Origin of the sequence: Sphingobium sp. S6 (assembly GCF_905120495.1) — a bacterium.
Taxonomy (GTDB): domain Bacteria; phylum Pseudomonadota; class Alphaproteobacteria; order Sphingomonadales; family Sphingomonadaceae; genus Sphingobium; species Sphingobium agri.
In genome coordinates, this window is record NZ_CAJHOG010000001.1 from 1 (window position 1) to 21,754 (window position 21,754).

23 protein-coding genes are annotated in these 21,754 nt (G+C 62.4%); 6 read left to right on the forward strand and 17 right to left on the reverse strand.

What is annotated here, in order from left to right:
- Positions 1–376: 376 nt before the first annotated feature.
- The 6 genes from SPHS8_RS00005 to uvrA all read right to left on the reverse strand — a co-directional run bounded on the left by SPHS8_RS00005 (position 377) and on the right by uvrA (position 7,786).
- A complete protein-coding gene (locus SPHS8_RS00005) occupies positions 377–616 on the reverse strand; it encodes a hypothetical protein (RefSeq protein ID WP_201513370.1) in 240 nt (79 codons plus the stop codon).
- Positions 617–917: 301 nt separating this feature from the next.
- The gene (locus SPHS8_RS00010; RefSeq protein ID WP_097091098.1) at positions 918–1,178 is read right to left on the reverse strand and encodes a hypothetical protein; all 261 of its coding nucleotides are present in this window, start codon (positions 1,176–1,178) and stop codon (positions 918–920) included.
- A 68-nt stretch (positions 1,179–1,246) separates the two neighbouring features.
- Positions 1,247–1,459 (reverse strand): cold-shock protein, encoded by a 213-nt coding sequence (locus tag SPHS8_RS00015; RefSeq protein ID WP_097092702.1) that lies wholly within the window; start codon positions 1,457–1,459, stop codon positions 1,247–1,249.
- A gap of 306 nt (positions 1,460–1,765) precedes the next feature.
- Positions 1,766–2,809: a hypothetical protein gene (locus SPHS8_RS00020; protein ID WP_201513371.1), complete on the reverse strand. Its 1,044-nt coding sequence runs from the start codon at positions 2,807–2,809 to the stop codon at positions 1,766–1,768.
- A gap of 133 nt (positions 2,810–2,942) precedes the next feature.
- The gene (locus SPHS8_RS00025; RefSeq protein WP_201513372.1) at positions 2,943–4,784 is read right to left on the reverse strand and encodes an RNA-directed DNA polymerase; all 1,842 of its coding nucleotides are present in this window, start codon (positions 4,782–4,784) and stop codon (positions 2,943–2,945) included.
- Positions 4,785–4,837: 53 nt separating this feature from the next.
- Positions 4,838–7,786, reverse strand: coding sequence for an excinuclease ABC subunit UvrA (gene uvrA / locus SPHS8_RS00030; RefSeq protein ID WP_201513373.1), 2,949 nt, complete (start codon positions 7,784–7,786; stop codon positions 4,838–4,840).
- 470 nt (positions 7,787–8,256) lie between these two features.
- Between uvrA and SPHS8_RS00035 the strand changes: the two genes are divergently transcribed.
- The 5 genes from SPHS8_RS00035 (at position 8,257) to SPHS8_RS00055 (ending at position 10,597) form a co-directional block, all read left to right on the forward strand.
- Positions 8,257–8,619, forward strand: a complete 363-nt coding sequence (locus SPHS8_RS00035) for a UrcA family protein (RefSeq protein WP_201513374.1) — start codon at positions 8,257–8,259, stop codon at positions 8,617–8,619.
- Between the two features lie 225 nt (positions 8,620–8,844).
- Positions 8,845–9,078: a hypothetical protein gene (locus SPHS8_RS00040; RefSeq protein WP_201513375.1), complete on the forward strand. Its 234-nt coding sequence runs from the start codon at positions 8,845–8,847 to the stop codon at positions 9,076–9,078.
- Positions 9,079–9,187: 109 nt separating this feature from the next.
- Positions 9,188–9,436 (forward strand): hypothetical protein, encoded by a 249-nt coding sequence (locus tag SPHS8_RS00045; RefSeq protein ID WP_201513376.1) that lies wholly within the window; start codon positions 9,188–9,190, stop codon positions 9,434–9,436.
- A gap of 42 nt (positions 9,437–9,478) precedes the next feature.
- Positions 9,479–9,841, forward strand: a complete 363-nt coding sequence (locus tag SPHS8_RS00050) for a winged helix-turn-helix domain-containing protein (RefSeq protein ID WP_201513377.1) — start codon at positions 9,479–9,481, stop codon at positions 9,839–9,841.
- A gap of 207 nt (positions 9,842–10,048) precedes the next feature.
- Positions 10,049–10,597 carry a hypothetical protein gene (locus SPHS8_RS00055; protein ID WP_201513378.1) on the forward strand — a complete coding sequence of 183 codons (549 nt, stop codon included), beginning with the start codon at positions 10,049–10,051 and terminating at the stop codon, positions 10,595–10,597.
- 203 nt (positions 10,598–10,800) lie between these two features.
- Here the strand turns inward: SPHS8_RS00055 and SPHS8_RS00060 are convergent, their stop codons facing one another.
- Complete coding sequence (locus tag SPHS8_RS00060; RefSeq protein WP_201513379.1) at positions 10,801–11,667, reverse strand: SDR family oxidoreductase; 867 nt, start codon at positions 11,665–11,667, stop codon at positions 10,801–10,803.
- A 92-nt stretch (positions 11,668–11,759) separates the two neighbouring features.
- Positions 11,760–12,638 (reverse strand): hypothetical protein, encoded by an 879-nt coding sequence (locus SPHS8_RS00065; RefSeq protein ID WP_201513380.1) that lies wholly within the window; start codon positions 12,636–12,638, stop codon positions 11,760–11,762.
- A 103-nt stretch (positions 12,639–12,741) separates the two neighbouring features.
- On the opposite strand from SPHS8_RS00065, the gene SPHS8_RS00070 reads away from it, so the two are divergent.
- Complete coding sequence (locus SPHS8_RS00070; protein ID WP_097091108.1) at positions 12,742–14,052, forward strand: SLC13 family permease; 1,311 nt, start codon at positions 12,742–12,744, stop codon at positions 14,050–14,052.
- On the opposite strand, the gene nhaA is transcribed toward SPHS8_RS00070, so the two are convergent.
- The 9 genes from nhaA to SPHS8_RS00115 all read right to left on the reverse strand — a co-directional run bounded on the left by nhaA (position 14,030) and on the right by SPHS8_RS00115 (position 21,725).
- On the reverse strand, positions 14,030–15,226 hold the full coding sequence (nhaA, locus tag SPHS8_RS00075) for a Na+/H+ antiporter NhaA (RefSeq protein ID WP_201513381.1): 1,197 nt from the start codon (positions 15,224–15,226) through the stop codon (positions 14,030–14,032). The genes SPHS8_RS00070 and nhaA overlap by 23 nt on opposite strands.
- 186 nt (positions 15,227–15,412) lie before the next feature.
- Positions 15,413–15,853 (reverse strand): nuclear transport factor 2 family protein, encoded by a 441-nt coding sequence (locus tag SPHS8_RS00080; RefSeq protein ID WP_236574892.1) that lies wholly within the window; start codon positions 15,851–15,853, stop codon positions 15,413–15,415.
- A 109-nt stretch (positions 15,854–15,962) separates the two neighbouring features.
- Positions 15,963–16,220, reverse strand: coding sequence for a hypothetical protein (locus SPHS8_RS00085; protein ID WP_201513383.1), 258 nt, complete (start codon positions 16,218–16,220; stop codon positions 15,963–15,965).
- Positions 16,221–16,353: 133 nt separating this feature from the next.
- A complete protein-coding gene (locus tag SPHS8_RS00090; RefSeq protein WP_201513384.1) occupies positions 16,354–16,932 on the reverse strand; it encodes a helix-turn-helix transcriptional regulator in 579 nt (192 codons plus the stop codon).
- A 246-nt stretch (positions 16,933–17,178) separates the two neighbouring features.
- On the reverse strand, positions 17,179–17,877 hold the full coding sequence (locus tag SPHS8_RS00095; RefSeq protein ID WP_201513385.1) for a hypothetical protein: 699 nt from the start codon (positions 17,875–17,877) through the stop codon (positions 17,179–17,181).
- Between the two features lie 105 nt (positions 17,878–17,982).
- Entirely contained in the window at positions 17,983–18,345 is a 363-nt protein-coding gene (gene csgH / locus SPHS8_RS00100; RefSeq protein ID WP_201513386.1) for a curli-like amyloid fiber formation chaperone CsgH, read from the reverse strand.
- 2 nt (positions 18,346–18,347) lie between these two features.
- Entirely contained in the window at positions 18,348–19,037 is a 690-nt protein-coding gene (locus tag SPHS8_RS00105; RefSeq protein ID WP_236574893.1) for a hypothetical protein, read from the reverse strand.
- A gap of 42 nt (positions 19,038–19,079) precedes the next feature.
- A complete protein-coding gene (locus SPHS8_RS00110; protein WP_201513388.1) occupies positions 19,080–20,429 on the reverse strand; it encodes a hypothetical protein in 1,350 nt (449 codons plus the stop codon).
- Between the two features lie 60 nt (positions 20,430–20,489).
- Positions 20,490–21,725, reverse strand: coding sequence for a hypothetical protein (locus SPHS8_RS00115; protein WP_201513389.1), 1,236 nt, complete (start codon positions 21,723–21,725; stop codon positions 20,490–20,492).
- Positions 21,726–21,754 lie beyond the last annotated feature (29 nt).

Here is a 21,754-nt window from a genome sequence, read left to right on the forward strand (position 1 = left end):
CGGACTGGTCGGTGACCTGTTCAAGGTCGTGCCGGAGTTGACTGGCAAGCTGTGATTATGGTGCCGGAGGGAGCTTGCTCTCTCCGGTCGCTGTTGCGGCATTGAAAGGGCGTGGCGGGGCTGCGCCCTTTTTGCGTTCGGAGAGGATGGCGTCGCGCGATTGTGGAGAGGCGGACATTAGTCCGCCCGCCACAGCGCCGCGAAAGGGGGGAGAACGCGGAGCCGGGCGGGCGGTGGCCAGCGGCCAGAGGGATGAGCCGCCGGAAGAGAAATTTTGAAGCGTCAGCTTTCGACGTGACGTCGAGCAGCGGTTTTGCCGCCGGTCAGCCAGCGCCGCGCCGCTGGAATGTAAGGGCGCGGCGGAACGCTGTTCCGTTCAGCTGACGAGGGGCGAGCTGGACGGCGTCTGGCGCGGGGCGGTTGAGGTGACCGCGGGGGACATGTCACTGCCGCTGAGGCTGCTGCTGCTGGAGCTGCCGGTACGGCTGGAAAGGTCGCCGCGTACCTGATTGTAGCGGCCGACGAGGTCATCCTTGAACTCGGTCAGCTTGCCTTCGTCATACAGTTTCTTGCCGACATAACCGGCGATGGCGCCGAAAATCAGAGTGCGGATCATTTGGTGTAGCTCCTTACCGGATAATATCTGCCAGGTTCGCGGGGATAACCGGTCAGGAGGCGTCGAGTTCCGGGCGCTTTGGGAGTAATCGACAAGATGAGCGGCTGTGGCGATTTCCGGATGGGCGATTGCGAGCCGCTTGAGCGAAATGGCGGAAAAGCGCGATTCCGGGAGGCTGTTGCCAGCATCGCCGCCATCATCGGGAGCGGCGGGGTGAGGCTTCGCGCAGCGGCCAGCGGTGCTTATGAGGGGCGCCCTGCCTTGGCCCGTCCGGGGGGGTGGCAGCATGGCCCCGCTATGATCAGGCGTCGGCGGGGGCCTGCTGGGCCTGCAATTCGTTAGAGGCGTCGTCGGACGGCGCAGCGGCAGCATTTTCTTCAGCGAGCGCGGCGGCGGCGGCTTCGCGACGGGCGCGGTTGCGGTCGGCGAGATCCTGCCGCTCTGCCATGGCGAGGAAGCCGGCCTCCGATCGGAGGCAGCGGTCGCGGACATTGGCGAGAGTGGCGGCGTCCGCTTCGCTGCGGGCCTGGGCGGCGAGGGCGCGATAGTCGGGGTGGGTCATGGGCGCTCCTTTCTCGAAAAATGGTGCCCGGGCGCTGCAAAGCCGCGCCCGGACGGTTCGGCAGAGGCTTATTCAGCGTGCTGAAGGTTGACGGCCGCCATCTTGCCGCGGCGGTCCTGTTCCAGATCATAGGATACGCGGTCCTTTTCGCGCAGCGTGGCAAGGCCAGCGCGCTCGACAGCGGTGATGTGGACGAACGCGTCGGGGGTGCCGTCGTCAGGGGCGATGAAGCCATAGCCCTTGTCGGCGTTGAAGAATTTGACGGTTCCGGTGATGCTCATGGTAGTTCCTTCGTTCGTACGGCCCATCCAGCGTGGACGGACCGGTCGCTAGAGGGGCAGGGAAAGAAGGAAGTTTGGTGCCGCAAAGCGCCGAAAGACCGTCGATTTGCGTCTGTAGCAGTGGAGATGTGGGGAGGGGGTGGGCGGATTGCAAGGGCGGGGGATTGCTGGGGTGCTGAAATGGTAGAGCGTGTTCCTGCGAAGGCAGGAACCCAGTCCCGCCCTTGTTTGGAAACTCAGCGTCTGGACTAGGCTCCTGCCTACGCAGGAGCACGGTGAATTTGCCGCAAGCCTCCTGCCATCCCATCACCCCGCCTGTTCCAACGCCGTGAAACCGAAAAAGGCGTCGCGCGCCAATGCGGCGGCGGCCTCATAGGGGCGGCGCTGGGCTTCCTCCATTGCGGCCAGGGCTTCGCTTTCCTGCGGGGTCAGGTCGCGCTCATAACCGTCTATGTCGTATATGTCGCCGCTCTCTTCGCCGTCGAAGCCGGGCGGGGCGGGATAGTCGGTGCGCCAGGCTTCGCGCTCCTCATCCCACCATGTGCCGCGCAGGCGCGCGGCAGCTTCGTCGGGCGGAAGGGTGGCGCGATCGACCAGCGGCGGGCGAAGTTCACACTGTTCATGGAAGGGGTGGGCCTGACCCGCATTGGCGGCCTTTTTGCCCTCATGCAGCGCCATGCGGGCGGCGATGAAGAGCGCGGCGGAAGCGCCGGGGGAAAGGGCGGTGGCGGTGGCTTCGATGCATGGGCCAAGTGCGGGATCGCGCAGGCTGGCGTCGTGTGAGGCGGCTTCGTCCATGTCCGGCGTGACGGGGGTTGTGGGCGGGGCGAGGCCGGGCTGGTCCTGCTGCGCCGGGGCCTGTTCGGGCGCGGACTGCCGTGGCTGTTCCTCCGGGCAGAGCATGTCGAGATAGGCGGCGAAATCCTGCGCGACGACGCGGGCGAGGGCGGCGTCAGAGCCTTCGGGCGGGCTGTCGGCCATGCGGTCAAGGCGGGAGAGCATCGACATGGCGAGGCGGTTGTCGTGGCGGTGGCGGGTGATTTCGCCTGCGTCCATGTCCTTGCGGATCACTTCCTCATGGCCGGTGAGGGCGCGGGCGAGCAGTTCGTCGGCGAGGCGCGCGCGGGCGATGAGGATGGCCGCGTCCCAGCCGAGGCGAAAGGCCGCGCCGTCGCGGCGGATGCGCAAGGCATAGGCGGCGCGGGGGGAGATGTGGACGGCGTCGCAAGCCGTGGTGATGACGCCGGTGGCGGCGAGGGTTTCCAGAAACTGCCGCTGCCGCGCGGGGCTCCAGCCGTCGGCGCGGACTTGCTCGGCGGCGGTGGGGAGCGGGGGAAAGTGGTAGGACATGGGCAAAGCTCCGGTTTAGGGGAGGGTTTGCCGGGACGGTATCAGGGGTGAGGGGTTGTAGGACAGAACAAAATGGGAACGATATGTGGTCGCTGGTTGCCCTTGGAGAACCGCTCGAAGTGCATGATGCCCACTAGGGGAGTGTCCGCATCTTTTGATCGATTATTGCGCGATAATATACGTCTCGACGCATAGTAGTATGCTTGAGAAGAAATTTGGCCTTATCTGCTTTTGAGAAGTTCAGATTAGACAAGTATCCTAATATCATTCCAAATTTTTGATGGGTTAGTCCGTTGATGTAAGATGGATTTGGTGCCTTGATAAAGTTTTTGATTTTAGAAAATTCTTCCCCGAACACCATATGATCCAAGAAGTTTATTACGTCTGCTGAAGAGCGACCGCCGATTTTTTCTAGCCTTGCTCTAACAGGGGCGTAGGTTCGATGGCCTCTCAGATAAGGCAGGAAGCCGGCCACCCCGCGGATAATAATTGGTTCTGTGCGCCATGTGTGCTCACCGGCATCGATCATCTTTCGCAGTTCAGTGTGACTGAAGAACCTTGAGGCGATCAACAAGGCAGATAACAGTCCAAACGGATTGCTTTGGTCGAACGAAGATATGAATTCATGCAAAATTCGCTTATTTATCTTCTTGGTGTATCGGGCGGTGGTGAAAGCGTTCGCAATCCGGAGGTATGTCACGTCGTCTACGATCTGACCTGTTTTCAGGCACAATGTCACGATCTTCATGGCAGTTGTAGGGTCGGATGACCGCGAGACATAACGCATTAGAGTCTCTCGCATGCCGGGCATGTTGAGGAACGCTTCTCGGAATATATGCTCCTTTAAAGGAGCGTCAAAAATTCGCGAGTAATTGATAAGACGCTTTAGTATCTTAGAGCCGTTGCCATTATGGAAGACGCCTTTTTTCCACCAGCGATCCATCAGCCATGGAAGAAGGTTTTGCTGACGAGTTGTGAGCGTACCGGCCGATAAATGCGCGTTCAGTTTTTTCTCGATTTTATCAACAAGCTCATTTTCGTAGATGCAAAAATGTTCTTTAGCTTTTTCCGCAGACAGAATTCGGGTTTTGCCAGAGTTAAGGCGGATATGGCGGCTTTGAAGCGTGAGGTCTAAATCTCGCAATACCTTTTTCGCATCGGCCAGATTGTTGGCTCCGATGTCGATATCATCCATGTATCGTGCGAACTCAATGCCTGGATAGTCTTTCAGCAATCCGTCTGCTTCAAACAGAAATGTGTGAGCTAACATCCGTGCTGCGTCGAAGTCGCATTGTGGCAAACCGAGATCATCATTCTGCATGTAATCAGGCCGCCAGATCATAGCCTTTAATATCGAAATAAGGATATCTAAAACGATCTCTTTGGTGTCAATAAGATCGGTAAGTACAGATCTTAGGCCTGAATATCTAATCCAATCATAGTAATTTGCGATATCTGTTACCACTATATACTTATATCTGTCAGAAAATCCCAGAATCTCTCTCTGAAATTTTAGCCATACGCCTATTGGTCCATATTCATCCTCGAGACCTTTTTTTGGCTTTGAAAAAGCATGATCTTTAGGCGCATAAAACGACTTATCTGATGGCGCGGCTTGTTTGAGTTCAGACCAGAGGGAGTCTGCAAGCACTTGCAGCACGAGCGCATCTCGTGGGTCCGGCAGAACAAGCAATCTACACAGACCCTGTGATTTTTCCGACGTAAGACGAGTTACGTGTGAAGGAACATAGCTCCCGGCGTGTATCTCTGTTGCGATGGCTGCGCAAACAGCAGGATGGCTTACATGCAGGTCGAGATATTCGATAGGATCGGGGATGATTTGTCTCTTCAAATCATCGCGGACTTTTTTCTTCCACGAGTAGGCAAGGCTCGCACCATTTATGCTGGTTGAGAGCGTTTTTACCTTCGCGGAGAATTTAGGAGAGTGCATCGTCCTTAGTTGACCTTCATCCAAGCTCGCCTTTACAGCCGCTTTGCTAATGTTGGTCAATTAAAGCAAGTAGTTGGTCACTCCGCCGCAACCGCCTCCAGCCCCAACAGCGGCGCCAAATAGCGCCCGGTGAAGCTCCGGGCGTTCTTCGCGACCTTCTCCGGCGTGCCTTCGGCGACGACTTCGCCGCCCTTGACGCCGCCTTCGGGGCCCATGTCGATGATCCAGTCGGCGGTCTTGATGACGTCGAGGTTGTGCTCGATCACGACCACGCTATTGCCCTGTTCGACCAGGGCGTGGAGGACTTCGAGCAGTTTGCGGACGTCTTCGAAGTGGAGGCCGGTGGTTGGCTCGTCCAATATGTAGAGGGTCTGGCCGGTGGCTCTGCGGGAGAGTTCCTTGGCGAGCTTGACGCGCTGGGCTTCGCCGCCGGACAGGGTGGTGGCCTGCTGGCCGACCTTGATATAGCCCAGGCCCACTTCGGCGAGCATCGCCATCTTGTCGCGGATGGGGGGGACGGCCTTGAAGAATTCCACCGCGTCCTCGACCGTCATGTCGAGCACGTCGGCGATGCTGTGGCCCTTGAACTTCACCTCCAGCGTTTCGCGGTTGTAACGCGCGCCGTGGCAGACGTCGCAGGTGACATAGACGTCGGGGAGGAAGTGCATCTCTATCTTGAGCACGCCGTCGCCCTGGCAGGCTTCGCAGCGGCCGCCCTTGACGTTGAAGCTGAAGCGGCCGGGCTTGTAGCCGCGCGCTTGTGCTTCGGGGAGGCCCGCGAACCAGTCGCGGATGTTGGTGAAGGCGCCGGTATAGGTCGCCGGGTTGGAGCGCGGGGTGCGGCCGATGGGCGACTGGTCGATGTCGATCACCTTGTCGCAATGTTCAAGGCCGGTGACCTTGTCATGCGGGCCTGCGACGATGCGGGCTCCGTTGAGGGTGCGGGCGGACGCGGCGTAGAGGGTGTCGATGGTGAAGCTGGACTTGCCCGAGCCCGAGACGCCGGTGATGCAGGTGAAGGTGCCGAGCGGGATGCTGGCGGTGACGTTTTGCAGGTTGTTGGCGCGGGCGTTGTGGACGGTGAGCTTCTTGCCATTGCCCTTGCGGCGCTTTGTGGGGACGGTGATGCGGCGGGTGCCGTTGAGGTAATCCGCGGTCAGGCTGTCCTTGTGGGCGAGCAGTTCGTTGAGGGTGCCCTGCGCGACGATGGTGCCGCCGTGGACGCCTGCGCCCGGACCCATGTCGACGATATAGTCGGCCATGCGGATCGCGTCTTCGTCATGCTCCACGACGATGACGGTGTTGCCGAGGTCGCGCAGGCGCTTGAGGGTGATGAGCAGGCGGTCATTGTCGCGCTGGTGCAGGCCGATGCTGGGTTCGTCGAGGACGTAGAGGACGCCCGACAGGCCGCTGCCGATCTGCGACGCGAGGCGGATGCGCTGGGACTCGCCGCCCGACAGGGTGCCGCTGGTGCGGTCGAGGTTCAGATAGTCGAGGCCGACATTGTTGAGGAAGCCGAGGCGCTCGACAATTTCCTTGAGGATGGCCTTGGCGATCTGGTTCTGCTGGTCGGTGAGCTGGGCGGGGAGGGTGGAGAAAAAGCCGAGCGCGTCCACCACCGAGCGGCGGGTGGACATGGAGATGTCCTCTCCCGCGATCTTGACGGCGCGGGCTTCGGGCTTGAGGCGCGCGCCGTGGCAGGTCTCGCACGGCATGGCGGTCTGGTATTTGGATAGTTCCTCGCGCATCCAGGCGGAGTCGGTCTGGAGGAGGCGGCGGTTCAAATTGCCGATGACGCCTTCGAAGGGTTTCTTGACTTCGTAGGATTTTCTGCCGTCGACGAACTTGAGCGTGACGGGCTTGCCTGCGGTGCCGTGGAGGATAATGAGCTTGACCTCCGGGGGGAGATCAATCCAGGGCGTTTCGAGGTTGAAGCCGAACTCCTTGGCGAGGGAGCCGAGGACCTGCATGTAGTAGGGGCTGGGCGGGTTGGACTTGGCCCAGGGGACGATGGCGCCCTTCTTGAGGGTGAGATGCTCGTTGGGGACGACGAGTTCGGGGTCGAACTCCTGCCGCTCGCCAAGGCCGTCGCAGGCGGGGCAGGCGCCTTGCGGGGCGTTGAAGGAGAAGAGGCGGGGCTCGATTTCGGGGATGGTGAAGCCGCTGACGGGGCAGGCGAATTTTTCGCTGAAGACGATGCGGTTGGGGGGGACTTCGGCGCCTTTCAAGGTGCCTTCGCGCTTGGGGATAGCCCCCACCCCCGGCCCCTCCCCTGAAGGGGAGGGGAGAATGTCGGCCACGGTCCCGTCGGCCAGGTCCACATAAGCCAAGCCGTCCGCGAGCTTTAGCGCCTGTTCGAAGCTGTCGGCTAGTCGGGTGCCCATGTCGGCGTCCACGGCGAGGCGATCCACCACCACTTCGATGTCATGCTTGTATTTCTTGTCGAGGGCGGGGGCGTCCTCGATCAGGTACATTTCGCCGTCGATGCGGACGCGGGTGTAGCCCGCCTTCTGCCATTCCAGCAGCTCCTTCTTATACTCGCCCTTGCGGCCGCGGACGACCGGGGCGAGGAGGTAGAAGCGGGTGCCTTGCGGAAGCTGCATCACGCGGTCGACCATCTGGCTGACGGTCTGGGCGCTGATCGGTTCTCCGGTCGCGGGGGAGTAGGGGATGCCGACGCGCGCCCAGAGGAGGCGCATATAGTCGTATATTTCAGTGACGGTCGCGACGGTGGAGCGCGGGTTGCGGCTGGTCGTCTTCTGTTCGATCGAGATGGCGGGGGAGAGGCCGTCGATATGCTCGACATCCGGCTTCTGCATCATCTCCAGGAACTGGCGCGCATAGGCGGAGAGGGACTCCACATAGCGACGCTGCCCTTCGGCATAGATGGTGTCGAAGGCGAGGGAGGATTTGCCCGAGCCGGACAGGCCGGTGATGACGATCAGGCTGTCGCGGGGGAGATCGACGTCCACGCCCTTGAGATTATGCTCGCGCGCGCCGCGTACGGAGATTGTGGTCAGACTCATGGGGGCGTGTTGTTCCAGATTTGTTCTGATGGGGCAAGTTTATCGCGCGGATATGGGATAGCGGGCGGCGGCTCGCAAGCGGGGCATGCTTTCCGGCGCGAGCGTGCGGCGGATCGTCGAAAGAGAAAGCGAAATTAACCTGTTTAGGTGTATAAGGAACTTCATGGGAAGGCCGTAACGGCGGCGTCTTCCGAGTCCAGAGACAGAAGAGATCCCGGATAGCCCGACAGCATCCCGGATACGCCCCCGGCCATCCCTTGCGCCGGGGGCGTTTTACTGTTCACGCCGATTTCGGTGAACGGTGTTTTACGCTACGACAACAAGGCTTTTCCGGGTCGACAGCTGCTTTTGTTGGGAGTATTTCTGCGCCGACCGAGAGGACTGACGGGTCCCAGCCTTACGGTTGATCGCGGGCAATGTCGCCTTCAAGAGCGACAAGGCCGCAGCAGTTCAATTGAGGGGGACCAATCATGACTTTTTTTGCCAAGCGCAGCGGCGCGTTGCTCGCCGCTTTGTCCGCGACCTTGTTCATGGGCGCGGCGGCACAGGCTGGCCCCATTCCGTTCGAATCCAACGGCCGTACCGTGGAGGTACGCTATGGCGATCTGGACCTGTCGAAGAAGTCGGGTCAGCGGGAGCTGACCGCGCGTGTCCGCCGCGCTGCCGTGAAGGTGTGTCCGGGGCGTACGATGAAGGATCTGCGCGCCTGCCAGATCGCGGCGGTGGATCATGTCCGTGAGCCGATGGCTATCGCGATCGCAAAGGCGCAGGGCCAGGACGGGAGCCGCTTTGCTGAGGTTGGCAAGGACAAGGTGCCGGGCGCGGGGAATTGAGTGTCCGCGTTTAAAGGGTGACCAGCTCTTCGTCGCCGGCGTTGCGCTGGCCCACCCCCTAACCCCCTCCCGCTTGCGGGAGGGGGAACAAGGAGGGCTGGCAGCATTACCCCGGATGACGGGCGGGGTGTGATGTTGGCTCAGGATGCTCCCTTGGAACCGGCTATCGGGACTGGCCGTTGATCCTGCGTGGCGCGCGGTGTTCGCTGCGCCAAGGAGAGCAAGATGAGCGACAAGACCGATATTCGTCCCAACAGCCGTGAAGAGGCGCATGATGAGCGCCCCACGGATGCGCAGGACCATGCCGTCACCACCGAGGAGCAGCTGGAAGAAGGATTGATGGACAGCATGGATGCGTCCGATCCGCCATCGGCGACCAAGCCGGGCGATCATGGCGATCCGGTTCCTTCATCGGGCTTCCAGGAAGAAGAAGATGAGGATGAGAAGGCCGGGCGATAGACGGCGGCGATATTGATGATATGATCGATGGGCGAGGCGAACCGGATCGGCGGTGGCCGGGCGGTTCGCCGAGCGCACGACGCTGCAAAAGGTGAGAGGAGCCTTATTGATGCCGACTTCCGCTACTCCCGCGATCGAACGCATTGCCCGGGTGCTGGCCGGACGCCAGCTGAGCCTGAATGGCGAGGGCAGCGATCCGCACGCGTCGGGCGCGGTGGATGCGAGCTGGCAGGACCATGTGGATGATGCCTATGCGATCCTCCACACGCTGCGCGAACCCGATGAGCAGATGGCGCAGGCGGGCGACGTCGCCGTGTGGCGCAGCATGATCGGAGCGGTGCTGGAACGGCGGCCCTGACGCGGCATTGGCGGTGCGGCCCGCCCATGCCATAGAGCGCGGATGAGCGGACCGGGCCTCAAGATCAAGATACAGCTTTATTGTGGCGACGAGATCGCCATGGGGCCGGGCAAGGCCGACCTGCTCGACGCGATCGTCAGCGAGGGATCGATTTCGGCGGCCGGGCGGAAGCTGAAGATGAGCTATCGCCGCTGCTGGATGCTGGTGGACGTGATGAACCGGTGCTGGTCCGCGCCGCTCGTCGCGACATCGAGCGAGGGCGCGGTGCTGACGGAGTTGGGGCTCAGCGTGCTTTCCCAATATCGCGGATTGCAGAAGGCCGCGGCGAGCGCGGCGGGGCGGTCGCACTGGCCCGACCTGGCGCGGGAGTTGCGGGGCGCGCCGCTGCCGATGAAGGAAAATTAATTGTCCGCGCTATCTTATCTTTCGTTGCTGGAATGAACGGAGAGGATGGGCCACGCGTTTCCATTCGGCGCATTCACAAAAATTACATGTTGCAGCGCACAAAGAAACGTGATTCCTTATAGTTGTCGGCAGAACCGGCGCTTAATCTTTCAGTAACCATGAAAGGCGCATGATCTGCCGATCGACTTGAAGTCGGAGGGCAAGAGCATGGGCACCAATGCAAGACCGGCTGACGGGGCAATCACCCTGGCTGAATTGCGCGAATTCGCCAGTTTCCCGTCTGCCACGCAGCGCTACATCCGCAGATCGCTGGACATCGGCCTCCACCGCCGCGATGCCATGAAGCTATGGTCGCGCGACATGGTGGAGGAAGCGAGCATCCGTGCGCAGGCCCGCATTTACGGGCGGCTGGACGAGATCAAGGCGCGAGTGCCCGACGATAGCGGCCTCGATCAGATGGAGCCCTTCATGGCACCGCTGGTGACGATATCGGCATTCGATCTGGGGCAGGACCGGCTGAGCAGCTTTTCCGCTTATCGCTTCCTGTATGAGCGGCTGTTGGGGGCGGGGGCCCGGCCGTGGTTGCCAGGGGCCTTCTGCGCGGCGGCGAGCCTGCCGCATCTCCATCCCGAGAAGCGCCGGGCGTTGTTGCAGTCGATCAGCGAAGCGGCGGCTACGGCAGCGGGTTGGTCGAACCGGGAGCCGACATTCTACCCTGAGTGGGTGGAGAAGGTGGATTTGAGCAAGGCGAACTGATGGGTTCTTCATGCCGTCACCCCAGCGAAGGCTGGGGTCTCGGGCAGTATCGCGCTTCATCTCCTGAGATCCCAGCTTTCGCTGGGATGACGGATTGGGCGGGCTTTACGGGCCCTCTCTGGCTTTTGCTGCGCTCGGCACCTCGGCCAGAGTCACGTGCCTCTGGCCGACCCCTGAAGGGGAGAGGGACTTACCTGTTTCACTCACCCATTCACGATCGTGCCGCCATTGGGGTGCAGGACTTGCCCCGACATGTAGCTGGAGTCCTCGCAGGCGAGGAAGAGGAAGGCGGGGGCGACTTCGTTGGGTTGGCCGGGGCGGCCCATGGGTACGGATTCTCCGAAATGTTCGAGCTTTTCCGGACTCGCGCCGCCTGATGGATTGAGCGGGGTCCAGATGGGGCCGGGGGCGACGGCGTTGACGCGGATGCCGTCTTTCACCAGATTTTCCGACAGGCTGCGGGTGAAGGCGGTGATCGCGCCTTTGGTGCTCGAATAATCGAGCAGTTCCGATGAGCCCTGATACATGGTGACGCTGGTGCAGTTGACGATCGCCGCGCCTTTTTTGAGGTGCGGTCGGGCGGCCTGGGTCAGGAAGAACATGCCGAAGATGTTGGTTTGGAAGGTGCGGCGCAGCTGTTCCTCGGTAATGTCGGTGATGTCCTGATCGGGATGCTGTTCACCGGCATTGTTGACGAGGATGTCGAGGCGGCCGAAGCGGTCGATGACTTGTTTCACGGCATCGTCGCAGAAGGATTTTTCGCCAATGTCTCCGGCGATGGTGAGGGCCTGTTGTCCTTCGGCTTCGACGATCTGGGCGGTTTTCTTCGCGTCGTCATGTTCGCAGAGGTAGAGGATGGCGATGTCCGCGCCTTCGCGGGCGTAGAGGGCGGCGACCGCGCGGCCGATGCCGCTGTCCGCGCCGGTGATCAGGGCGACCTTTCCTGCGAGGCGGCCGGAGCCGGGATAGCGAGGTTCCCATTCGGGCTTGGGCTCCAGCTTGCTTTCGTGACCGGGCAAGCCGTCTTCGTGGATCATCTCTTCATGATTGTCGGATTGGGTGTCGGGCATGGCGCATCTCCTTTTCCCGGCCAACACTTTGGCAGGGGAGATGGTTCATGCTGTTGTGAGCCGGAGCGCGAGATCGGGTGAACGGGTGGCTTTCAGTGCCCGGCGGAGCCCGCCGCGCCGCGATTTTCCCAGATGGCGAGCGGTGCGTCGGCGCCCGGCATTTCCATGCGCACTTCGCGCAAGGAGACGGCGATGACGCAGGCGGGGCGCTGTTCCACGCCTGACGGCTGGACGCAGTGGACGGGGCCGTTCCCCGGCACCTGCTCGATCCGGCCGATGAGGCGGAGCCTGAGACCGCGCGAAGGGGCGAAATCTTCCGGGGCGAGGCGCAGCACCTTCTCGAAAGGGCGGCCCTGGCGCCAGAGGTCGTTGCCGTCATTCTGGCCGAATTGGGCGAGGGCGAGAGTCTGATCGGGTGCTGGCGCAGGGGCTTGCTGATCGGGAGAGGCTGTCCTGGGCGCGGCGGGGCATTCGTCGCTGGTGGACCAAGGGCGCTCCATCCAGAACCCCTCGGCATCATAGCCGTCGCCGCCGGGGGGAAGTTCGAAGTCGGCGGCCTTCCACGCGACCGGCATGGCATGGACGCGCAAGACTCCCGCCGCCTCATCATAGCGCCAGCGCATGGGGGCGGCGCTATCCTTGTCCGCCTCCCCGGAGCAGCCGAAGGGAAGGGAAAGCTCGAACCGCTGCCCTACCGCCCCGGCGATGTCGGCGGGCAGCGGCTTGCCCGATGACAGGGCATCGGCGGCGCGGCGGGCGAGATCGGCTATCTCCGCACGGCCCCAGAGGCGGGGCGACTGCGGCAGGACGGGGATGGGCGGTGGGATCACCGCGACGGGCGCGGGTGCGGGCGGCGGAGCCTTGGGCGCGGTGGCGCGGCCCAGCAGGAAGCCCCCCGCGCCGATGGCGATGAAAGCGGCCAACCCCGCGGCTATGGCGAGCCGGCTGGTCCGGGCACTGGGTTCACGCATAAGCCATTGATAGCAAAAAAGTCCTCCTTCTCCAGAGGATAATCGCCCTTTTTCCGCCTTGCTGCGTTGACAGGGGCGGCAGCAGGCACGAGGCAGGGGGCGCATGACGATTGACCAAGTTCTGACGCTGCTGGTGCTGGCCGCCGTCGTCGCCGCGCTGATATGGGACAAGGTGCGCGCCGATGTCGTCGCCCTGTCCGGCGCGGCGGTGCTGTTGATGACCGGCGTCGTGCGGCCCGTCGATGTGCAGGGCGCTTTTGCGAGCCCGGCGATCATCGCGCTCGCGTCGCTGTTCGTCATTGCCTATGCGCTGGAGCTGTCGGGCCTGCTCGACCGGGCGATCGCCATGGCGGTGTCGATGTGCAAGCGGATGGGCGCGACCGGCATGTGGCTGCTGCTGTCGATGATCGGCGCGGTGTCCTGCTTCCTCAATTCGACGCCGATCGTCGTGCTGGGCGCGCCGGTGGTGCGCGACGTCGCCAATGCGCTGCGCCTGTCGCCCAAGCGGTTCCTGATGCCGCTGTCCTACATCACCATATTGACCGGATGCTGCACCCTGATCGGGACGTCCACCAATTTGCTCGTCGACGATATGGCCAGCGTGGCCGGGCAGCCGCGCTTCGGCATTTTCGAAATTACGCCGGTGGGCGTGCCGATGGCGCTGGCGGGCGGGCTGTACCTGTTCCTGTTCAGCAAGAGGCTGCTGGGTGGGCGGCATGAAGCGGATGAGCGGGAAGGGGAAGCGCAGCCGATCGACGCGTCCCATGTGTACAGCGCGCAGGTGGGCGACCCGGCGGTGTTCGCCGAGCCCCGGCCGCTGAACCCCGCAAAGGCGGCGATCGCACTCAGCGTGTTCGCGGCGGCGGTCGGGCTGGCGGCGATCGATGTCGCGCCGATTGCGGCGAGCGCCTTTGCAGGGGCGGTGTTGCTGATCCTGCTGCGGGTGATCAGCGCGGACGAGGCCTATAGCGGGCTGCGGCCGCAGATCCTGATCCTGATCGCGGGGATGGTGGTGATCGGGATCGCGATGGAACAGAGCGGGCTGGCGGCGGATGCCTCGCGCATGCTGATCGGCAGCGTTCATGGGCTGAGCCCGCTGATCGCGCTGGTGGTTCTGTATCTTGTGACGATGGTGCTGACGGAGTTGCTGTCTAACGCGACGGTGGCGGTGCTGGTGACGCCGGTCGCGGTGGCGCTGGCCGACAGCCTGGCGGTCAGCCCCCGGCCTTTCCTGGTCGCGGTGATGATGTCGGCAAGCGCCGCCTTCGCCACGCCCTTTGGCTACCAGACCAATGTCATCGTCTATCAAATGGGCGGATACCGATATATGGATTTCGTGCGGGTGGGCCTGCCGCTCAACATCATCACCTGTGTCGTCGCGATTGCTGCGATCAGCGTGTTTTTTCCGTTCTGATCGGGCCGGGCGCCAGCCGTAGCAGGAGGTAACCGGCGGTGGCGGACGCAAGCGAGCCCAGCAGGATGCCGAGCTTGGCGGTGTCGCTTTCATGAGGGTGGGCAGCAAAGGCGAGGCCGCCGATGAAGAGGCTCATGGTGAAGCCGATGCCGCAGAGCAGGGCGACGCCGTAGACCTGCGTCCAGCTGGCATGCGCCGGGCGGCTGACCCAGCCGAGGCGGGACAGGAGCCAGACCGCGCCGAAGATGCCGACCTGCTTGCCAGCGAAGAGACCAAGCGCGATGCCGAGCGGCACAGGCGCTGCAAGGTCGGGCAAGGAAAAGCCGGTCAATGCCACGCCCGCATTGGCGAAGCCGAACAGCGGCACGATGGCATAGGCGACCCAGGGATGCAGGCCATGTTCCAGCCGGGACAGGGGCGAATGCTGGTCGTCGGGCGCGGCGGGCGTGCGCGCCAAGGGGATGGTCATCGCGACGGCGACGCCTGCCAGCGTGGCATGGATGCCGGATTGGAGGACGCAGAACCAGACGAAGAGGCCGATCAGCAGATAAGGCCAAAGCTGATTGACCCCAGCGCGATTGCAGAGGGCGAGGCAGACGAGGCCCGCTGCGGCCAGGGCGAGGGGCAGCAGGCTCAGTTGTTCGCTGTAGAAAAGCGCGATGATGAGGACGGCGATCAGGTCGTCGATGATCGCGACGGCGGTCAGGAAAATCTTGAGCGACCCCGGCACGCGGCGGCCGAGCAAGGCCAGCACGCCGAGCGCAAAGGCAATGTCGGTCGCAGCGGGAATCGCCCAGCCGCGCATGCCGATCGCGTCGCCCCTGTTAATCGCGATGTAGATGAGGGCGGGGACGACGACGCCCGCAGATGCCGCCAAACCCGGCAGCAGGCGATCGGGCCATCGGGCGAGCTGTCCGTCCAGAACCTCCCGCTTGATCTCCAGCCCCACCACCAGGAAGAAGAGCGCCATCAAGCCATCGTTGATCCAGTGCAGCAGGCTGAGCCCGCCAATATCGATGTGGAGCGTATGGAAATAGGTGGCCGATTGGGCAGAGTTGGCGATCAGCATTCCCAGAGCCGCCGCGCCTATCAGGATGATGCCGCCTGCCGCTTCCGCCGCAAGGAAGGCGCGCATCATCGAAAGGGGGCGGGCGACAAGGGAAGGAACGCTCATGGGAGGTTCCTAGAGCATCGTGCGCAAAAGTGGGAACCGGTTTCGCGACTAAAAGGATGCGATAACAAAACTGGAGCGCGCTGCGTCCGATTGAACGCAGCGCGCTCTAGCGGCCAATGGGGAGGAGGGCCGCCCGTCTGCGAGAGGACGAGCGACCGCGGTGCCAGCCGATCCTTGCTAAAAAGATCAGGCCGGGCCCGGCCCCAGCACTTCGATGCTGCCGATATGGGCCCGGTTCAGTTTCGTGCGGTGAACCATCTGCCAGTGACCGTCCACCTTCCGCCAGCGATCATGATATTCGCCGAGGGTCGAGAAGGTCAGGTAACCCTTGTCGCCCATGCCTTTGTGCATGTCGGTGACATAGCAGCGGCTGGTCGCCTGATCCCCGGTGACATCGACGACGAGGTTGCCCAGAAGATGTTGGGTCGGCCCGCAATCGTCGAGGAAGGAACGCATCAGCGCGATCACCTCGTCACGGCCATTGAGCGGGCCTGTTCCCATGTCGGCGGTCGCATCCTCTGCCATGACAGAGCCGATCGCCTGCCAGTCGCGCTCATCCATGGCGCGGGCGAAGGCATAGAGCGCGCGTCCGATCTCCCGCTCCGCCAGCAAGATTTCCAGGTTCATGGGCAATTCTTTCCTTTGGCATCCTCTCCAATGGAATCGACAATAGGCGGAGGATCGGGCTTCGCAAACACGTCATACATGCGTGTTGCGCGATCGTGGAGCGCAGCTGTCAGTGTGTTTCCGTGCGCAACCGGTCGGCCAACTGCTCGATTTCGAAGGGCTCAAGGACCCAGGTGCGCGTCTTGCGGCCGATCCGATGGATAGGCTGGGTGAGAAGGACGCGCGCCTGTTCCCGCGCATGCGGTTTGAACATGGCGAAATGCTGGGCGCAGTCGCGGATCGTGCCGATGAGCGGCGCCCGTCCTTCAAGGTCGATCAAGGTTGCAGGCTGATCCCAGGGGATGGCGGATGTGGGATGATCGGTCATGGAACAGCTCCAGTTTGATCATCGTCCCTATCGGATTTGGGAAGAATGGGAAGGAGGAAAGCGGACCTTTGCCAAGCCAGGAAGCGGGCGCATCGGGCGATAAACGGCCCGGGAGAACAGATATGGCCGCTGATCAGGTGATACGGAAAGGCATCAGCATCTTGAAGAGTTTCTCGCGGGACTGGGCGCCGATCTTTCCGTATAATTTTCGGACCTGGGTGCGAACCGTGTCGACCGATACGTTCCTGTCCTGCGCGATTTCCACGACTGTCTTGCCCCGAAACAGCGCCAGAGCCGCTTGCGTTTCGCTTTCGGTCAATCCGTAGATACTTCCGAAATCGGCGAACATGATGCGCTTTTCGGCATGGGAGCAGCTGACTTCGAGGCAGAACATGCCGGTCGAGGGTTCATGATGACCAAACATCACGAAATGGCCGTCACCATCCTTGACGGTCAGTATTCCGGTTTCGGTTTGCGATTTGAGATCGGACAAAAAGGATGAGAATTTGGTGCGGAGGCTGGCGTCGACTAGCAGTTGCCCTGCTTCTTCGCGCAATATCTTACTGGCTTCTATCGCGCGTCTGCCCTCATCATTCCACCATTGGATGTGATATAGTGAATCAATGATGAGACGTCCTCTGAAGTCAGCGGAGATCCACCCGAGGGCGAGCGCATCGAAAGGCTCAAGACTGGTTTGCAGCATCCCCACCATAGCCGAACAGTAAAAACTGAAGACGGAAATGCCCTAAAAGGTAAAAAGATGCGTGGCAATATCTTAACGATTGCGATCAATTCTATATTTGAATTTCAAGAAAATGACCGGGCGGTAATATTTCAGAGATCTGGAAAATCTTCTACTAGGATCTCGCCTTACTTGATCTAGCTCGTCCAAGGGGGCTCAGTTGCTCCCTTCACGGAAGCAGCTGAGCCCATTTGCCGTGGACGGTTATGCGGCGTTTTATTGGCGGATCGCGACGATGTTGGCGATGCCGCTTTGCGAGACGCTGGCGAAGCTGGCCGCTGTTCCCTGGACGATCGTGGCGCTGTTGCGGTCGCCGGATTGCAGCAATGTGGCGACGCCCTCTGTCGAGGATTGCAGGATTTCGCCGACATTGCCGGTGCCGCGCTGAAGCAGGACGGAGACATTGCCGACGCCATATTGCTGCTGGACGGCGCGGTTGTTCGAGCCTTCCTGCGAGGCGAACTGGATATTGCCTTCGCCGCGCCAATCCTGCTGCAGGCTGTTGCCCTGCGCGTCCGTGGCTTCGTAGGAGCCGGTGCCACTGCGCAGATACCGTCCAAGATCCAGGCCGTAGCCCAGGAAAGCCATTTCGACGGGCGCGCCCGATGAGGAGAGATTTTGCGAAAGCTGGTCGGCACTCGCAGCCTGAGCGAAGGACAGGCCGCCCGAATTGGCCTGGAAAGCGGCGTCGATCGCCTGCTGTTGCGGCTGAGCCTGCGACACGAACGCGTTTCCAGCCGTGGGCGAAACGATCTGGCCGACGATCTGGGAAGACCAGGCAGGGCGCTGGCCGATCTGATCGATCAATATATCCGATTGCGCGGCGAAAGCGGATCCCTGGTAAAGAAGCGCGGCCGACAGGCCCAAAATCGCGAGGCACTTCCTGCCATCAACCCGTCCATATGTGTGCGCCATTACGTCCTCCGGCATATGTCCCCGGAGGTAGGTTTATGGGCTGGGCCGTGAAGATATCGTTAGTTCAGCGTTAGTAGGCTGTTATGCATAACAAAGCGTTAGCGGCTATTTGACGATCTGGTCCTGGGCGGCCAAGTCCTTGCCGCGATAGATTTTGAGCTGGATCGTATAATGGTCGTCGGCCGCGATCGAACCGAAAGCCAGATGGGAAAGGCGCACCAGTTGATGCGGGGCAGCCTTTACCACGCCTGCCTGCTTGACCTTTGCATTGCCGGCAACGCCTTTCTTTTCACCGATCAGTTCATAGCGGCCTTCGAACGGCTGTTGCGCCGTCACATAGCCCACGAACCGTTTCGCGGCATTGGGCGCGTCCTCGACCAGGATGCGCGCCTTCAGTTCGGGTTCGGCGGCGTGGGCGGAGACGGTCATCATCATTCCGGCAATGAGGGGCAGGATGGTGCGGATCATCGTCAGTTCCTTCCCGGCACGACGACGGAACCGCCGCCGGGCACGATGACGGGCTGACCATTGGGGGCAGGCGTCGAGTTGGCGATCGAGTCCGAGGCCGCCTGCGCCGCGACGGCCTGCGCGACGGGAGAATTGGAAACGTCGCCGGAGCTCAGCCGCCGCGCGACCTCTCCGGCATCGGGCGCGCGGCCGCGTGACTGCTGTTCGCTGGCGACGCGCTGCGACGCCCGCTCTTCATCGCTGGTGAGCAGGGCTTCTTCCGCGGATATTGGCGGCGGGGGCGGCGCAGCCTCGATCACGCTGTTGCAGTCCACGCCCTTGGGCGGTTCGCCCCTGCCTTCGGCCGCGCGGGCACAGGCGTCGACCAGCCCCGGGGGCAGGGCGTTGATGCGGGGGTTCACGTTGCGGTCGGCAAGCTGAGACGTGGGGGCAGATCCGGCGGTGCGTGGGGCGATCTGGCGGAGTGCTGGCTCGCGGCCGGTACGCGATGAGGAGAGCTGGCCCTGAAGCGCGGGGGCCTGGGAAGCGCTCGACGAGATCTGGTCCGAGGCGCTTGCCGCGCCGACTTGTGGCACCGCGCGGCCTGAGGAATGGGTCGGCAGCTGCTCAACCGCCAGGTCACTGCGCTGCGCGAGCGCGGATGTTCCCCCGGCCAGAAGAACCGTGATCAACAATAGGGTTCGCATAGACATTTCGCTCACGGTTCAGGACGCAGGGTGCCGCTTCAATATAGCCTATTGCCGGACCTGCGCAAAATTGCGGTCGCCGGTCTGGGCGACGCTGCTGTAGCTGCCGGCGGTGCGTTGCGACACGAAGGCTTCGTTGCTGGCGCCGGTCTGGGCGATCAGGCTGACCACCGCCATGTCGACGGTGCCCGCGACGGCGCTTTGCAGGACGCTGGCGTAATTGCCGTTGCCGCCGCCCTGCTCGATCGTGGATTTGGCATAACCGGACTCGGCGGTCTGGTAGACATGGGCGTCATTGCCGTTGCTGTTCTGGCGGATGGTCGATTCCTGAAGGATGCCGCGCTGGAACACGGTGGCGAAGTTGCCCGACACATCGCCATTTTCCAGGCGGCCCTGTTCGATCAGGCTATATTGGCCGCCATCGACGACGTCGCCATCCTGCCGGACGAAGGCGAGATTGTCGGAGCCATATTGATGGGTGATGGCGTTGGCGTCGTCTTCCTGAAGAATGACGCCCCGGTTGCCATAGCCGACCTGCCGGACGATGGCGCGATTGTTGCGGCCGATCGTGTCGCCGACTTCGAAGGCGAAGGTATTGGGGCTTTCAGCGCCCTGCTGGATGACGGTGTCGTTTTCCGCCCCCTCCTGCTCGATCAGGGCGTCGTTGCGCGCGGCGACGGCGTTGAACTGGACCGGAACCTCGCGCAGGCTGATGTCGCGGAAGCCGCCCTGCTGAATGGTCGCATTGTTGGCGAGGTTGTTGCCGCTGAACGCGCCTGCCGACAGGTCGAAGCTACGGTGGGTCTGCTGGATGCGGCCATAGTTGGAATAAAGCAGGCCGCCCGAGCCGATCGCCGAGCCCACCTGACCCACATAAGCGCGGTTGAGCGAGCGCTGACCCGGCGCGCGGGTGTCGGCCTGTTCGATGAGGGTCGCATTGTCCTCACCCGCCTGGTTGACGACGGACCAGCCCGCATTGCCCGCAGCCTGGTTGATATTGGCAAGGTTGCGCAGGCCATCCTGCTCGACCGCCGCCTTGTTGCCCAGCGTATCGAACTGCAGCCCAGGCACCTCATCAAGGTTGAAATTGCCGATGATCGACGATGCGCTGGAGTTGAAGGCCGAGATGATGGCGCCGCGAACATCGCCCTTGTTGAAGCCGCGCACGTCGCTGCGGTCAGGCACATTGTCGCTGACGAGGCCCGCATCCTGCGACTTGCCGAGCGCGTTGGCGAGGACCTGATCCTGGATGAAGCTTTGCGGCGTGTCGGCGATCTGGATGTCGGTGACGAGGATGCCGTCGCCTGCGGTGATGGTTTGCGCGGCGGCGCGGGTGGCCAGCGGCAGGCTCAAGGAAACAGCCGCGCCGAGCAGCCAGAGATTGTTCCTGTTGCGCATCTTGTTGCTCCTGAGCCCGTAGCGGTTGGATGAGCTGGCCCGTCAGATCGGGCCGAGCGGTCAATATTGGGTGACGCTGATCGCGCTTACGCCATTGGTGCCGGCCTGCTGTTCTATGCCGATGCTATGATTGTTGCCGATCTGAGTGATGGCGGCGGTCGCGTTGCCCGGCTGGCGCAGGGCGATGCTGTTGTTGTCGCCGAACTGGCCGAGCAGGGCGGTGTTGTTGTCGCCATTCTGCTGAAGCGTGATGCTGTTTTTCGTGCCATCGCCGCGATCGCTGTAGCTGGCGAGCACCGCTTCGGCCGACTGGGTGTAATTGGCGCTGCCCGCAGCCGCGCCGAGCGTACCGGCGGAGGCCAGCGCGGTTTCCGCCCATGCTTGGGTAGCGCCGCCATTTCCGGCCTGGACCTGTACGGCGATATTGTTGTTACCGGCTTGATGCGCATAGGCCGAGTTGAAGCCGCCGTGCTGAACCTGGACGGCACTGTTGCCGCCGCCGGTCGCGCCATTTGGCGTGCCCTGCACGATCGCGGCTTGGTTGAATGAGCCGGAGATGGCCTGCGCCGCCTTGTTGTCGTTGCCCAGCTGCGACACGTGGAAGTCGTTGCTGTCGCCCTTGATCAGAACGCCCGCGAGGTTGCGCTCGCCCGATTGGCGGATAACGCCGGATTCGAGGTTGGCGAGTGGGGTGAGGGTGATGGATGATCGAAGCGCTTTGAGCCCTGCGTTGCCGTTTTCGCCATCGTTGCCGTTATTGCTCTCGCACGGGTTTCCAACGCCGCGGCCATGCCCCTCACCGCAGGGATCGCCTTGGCCGTTGTTGGCGTGCTTAACCTTGAAACTGCCTTGCGCGAGTCCGGTCAGTCTCTTCGGTTCAAAAGCCATTGTGCGGCCAGTTCCTCCTACGACATCCCCCCGCCCGTTGCGGTTGCCGGTGACCGACACGACCGCGCGATTGCCTTGGCCGCTCTGGGTCAGGTCGAGAAGGTTCTCAGACCCCTTCGTCTGAGCCCGCGCCGTCGATCCGGTCGCGCCGCTTTGGTCGATGCTGGTCTGGTTATAGTCGCCCACCTGCTCGATGAAGGCGACAGATTGAGCGTTCACACCGGAGCATGTGGCGACCGCAGCCATCGCTGCTGAACCCAGCGCCGCGATCAAGCGCGCCTTGCGCGTCCAATTGCCTGTCATCCGCATGTCATGCTCCTTCTCGGCATTCTGGCCCTTGGCTGGCCGATCATCCTTCACCTGAACAAAGCCTTGGGCTTTGCTGAGCAGAAGGATGCGGGACGGCATGACGCCGCCCCGCAACTTCTTGTGCGCAA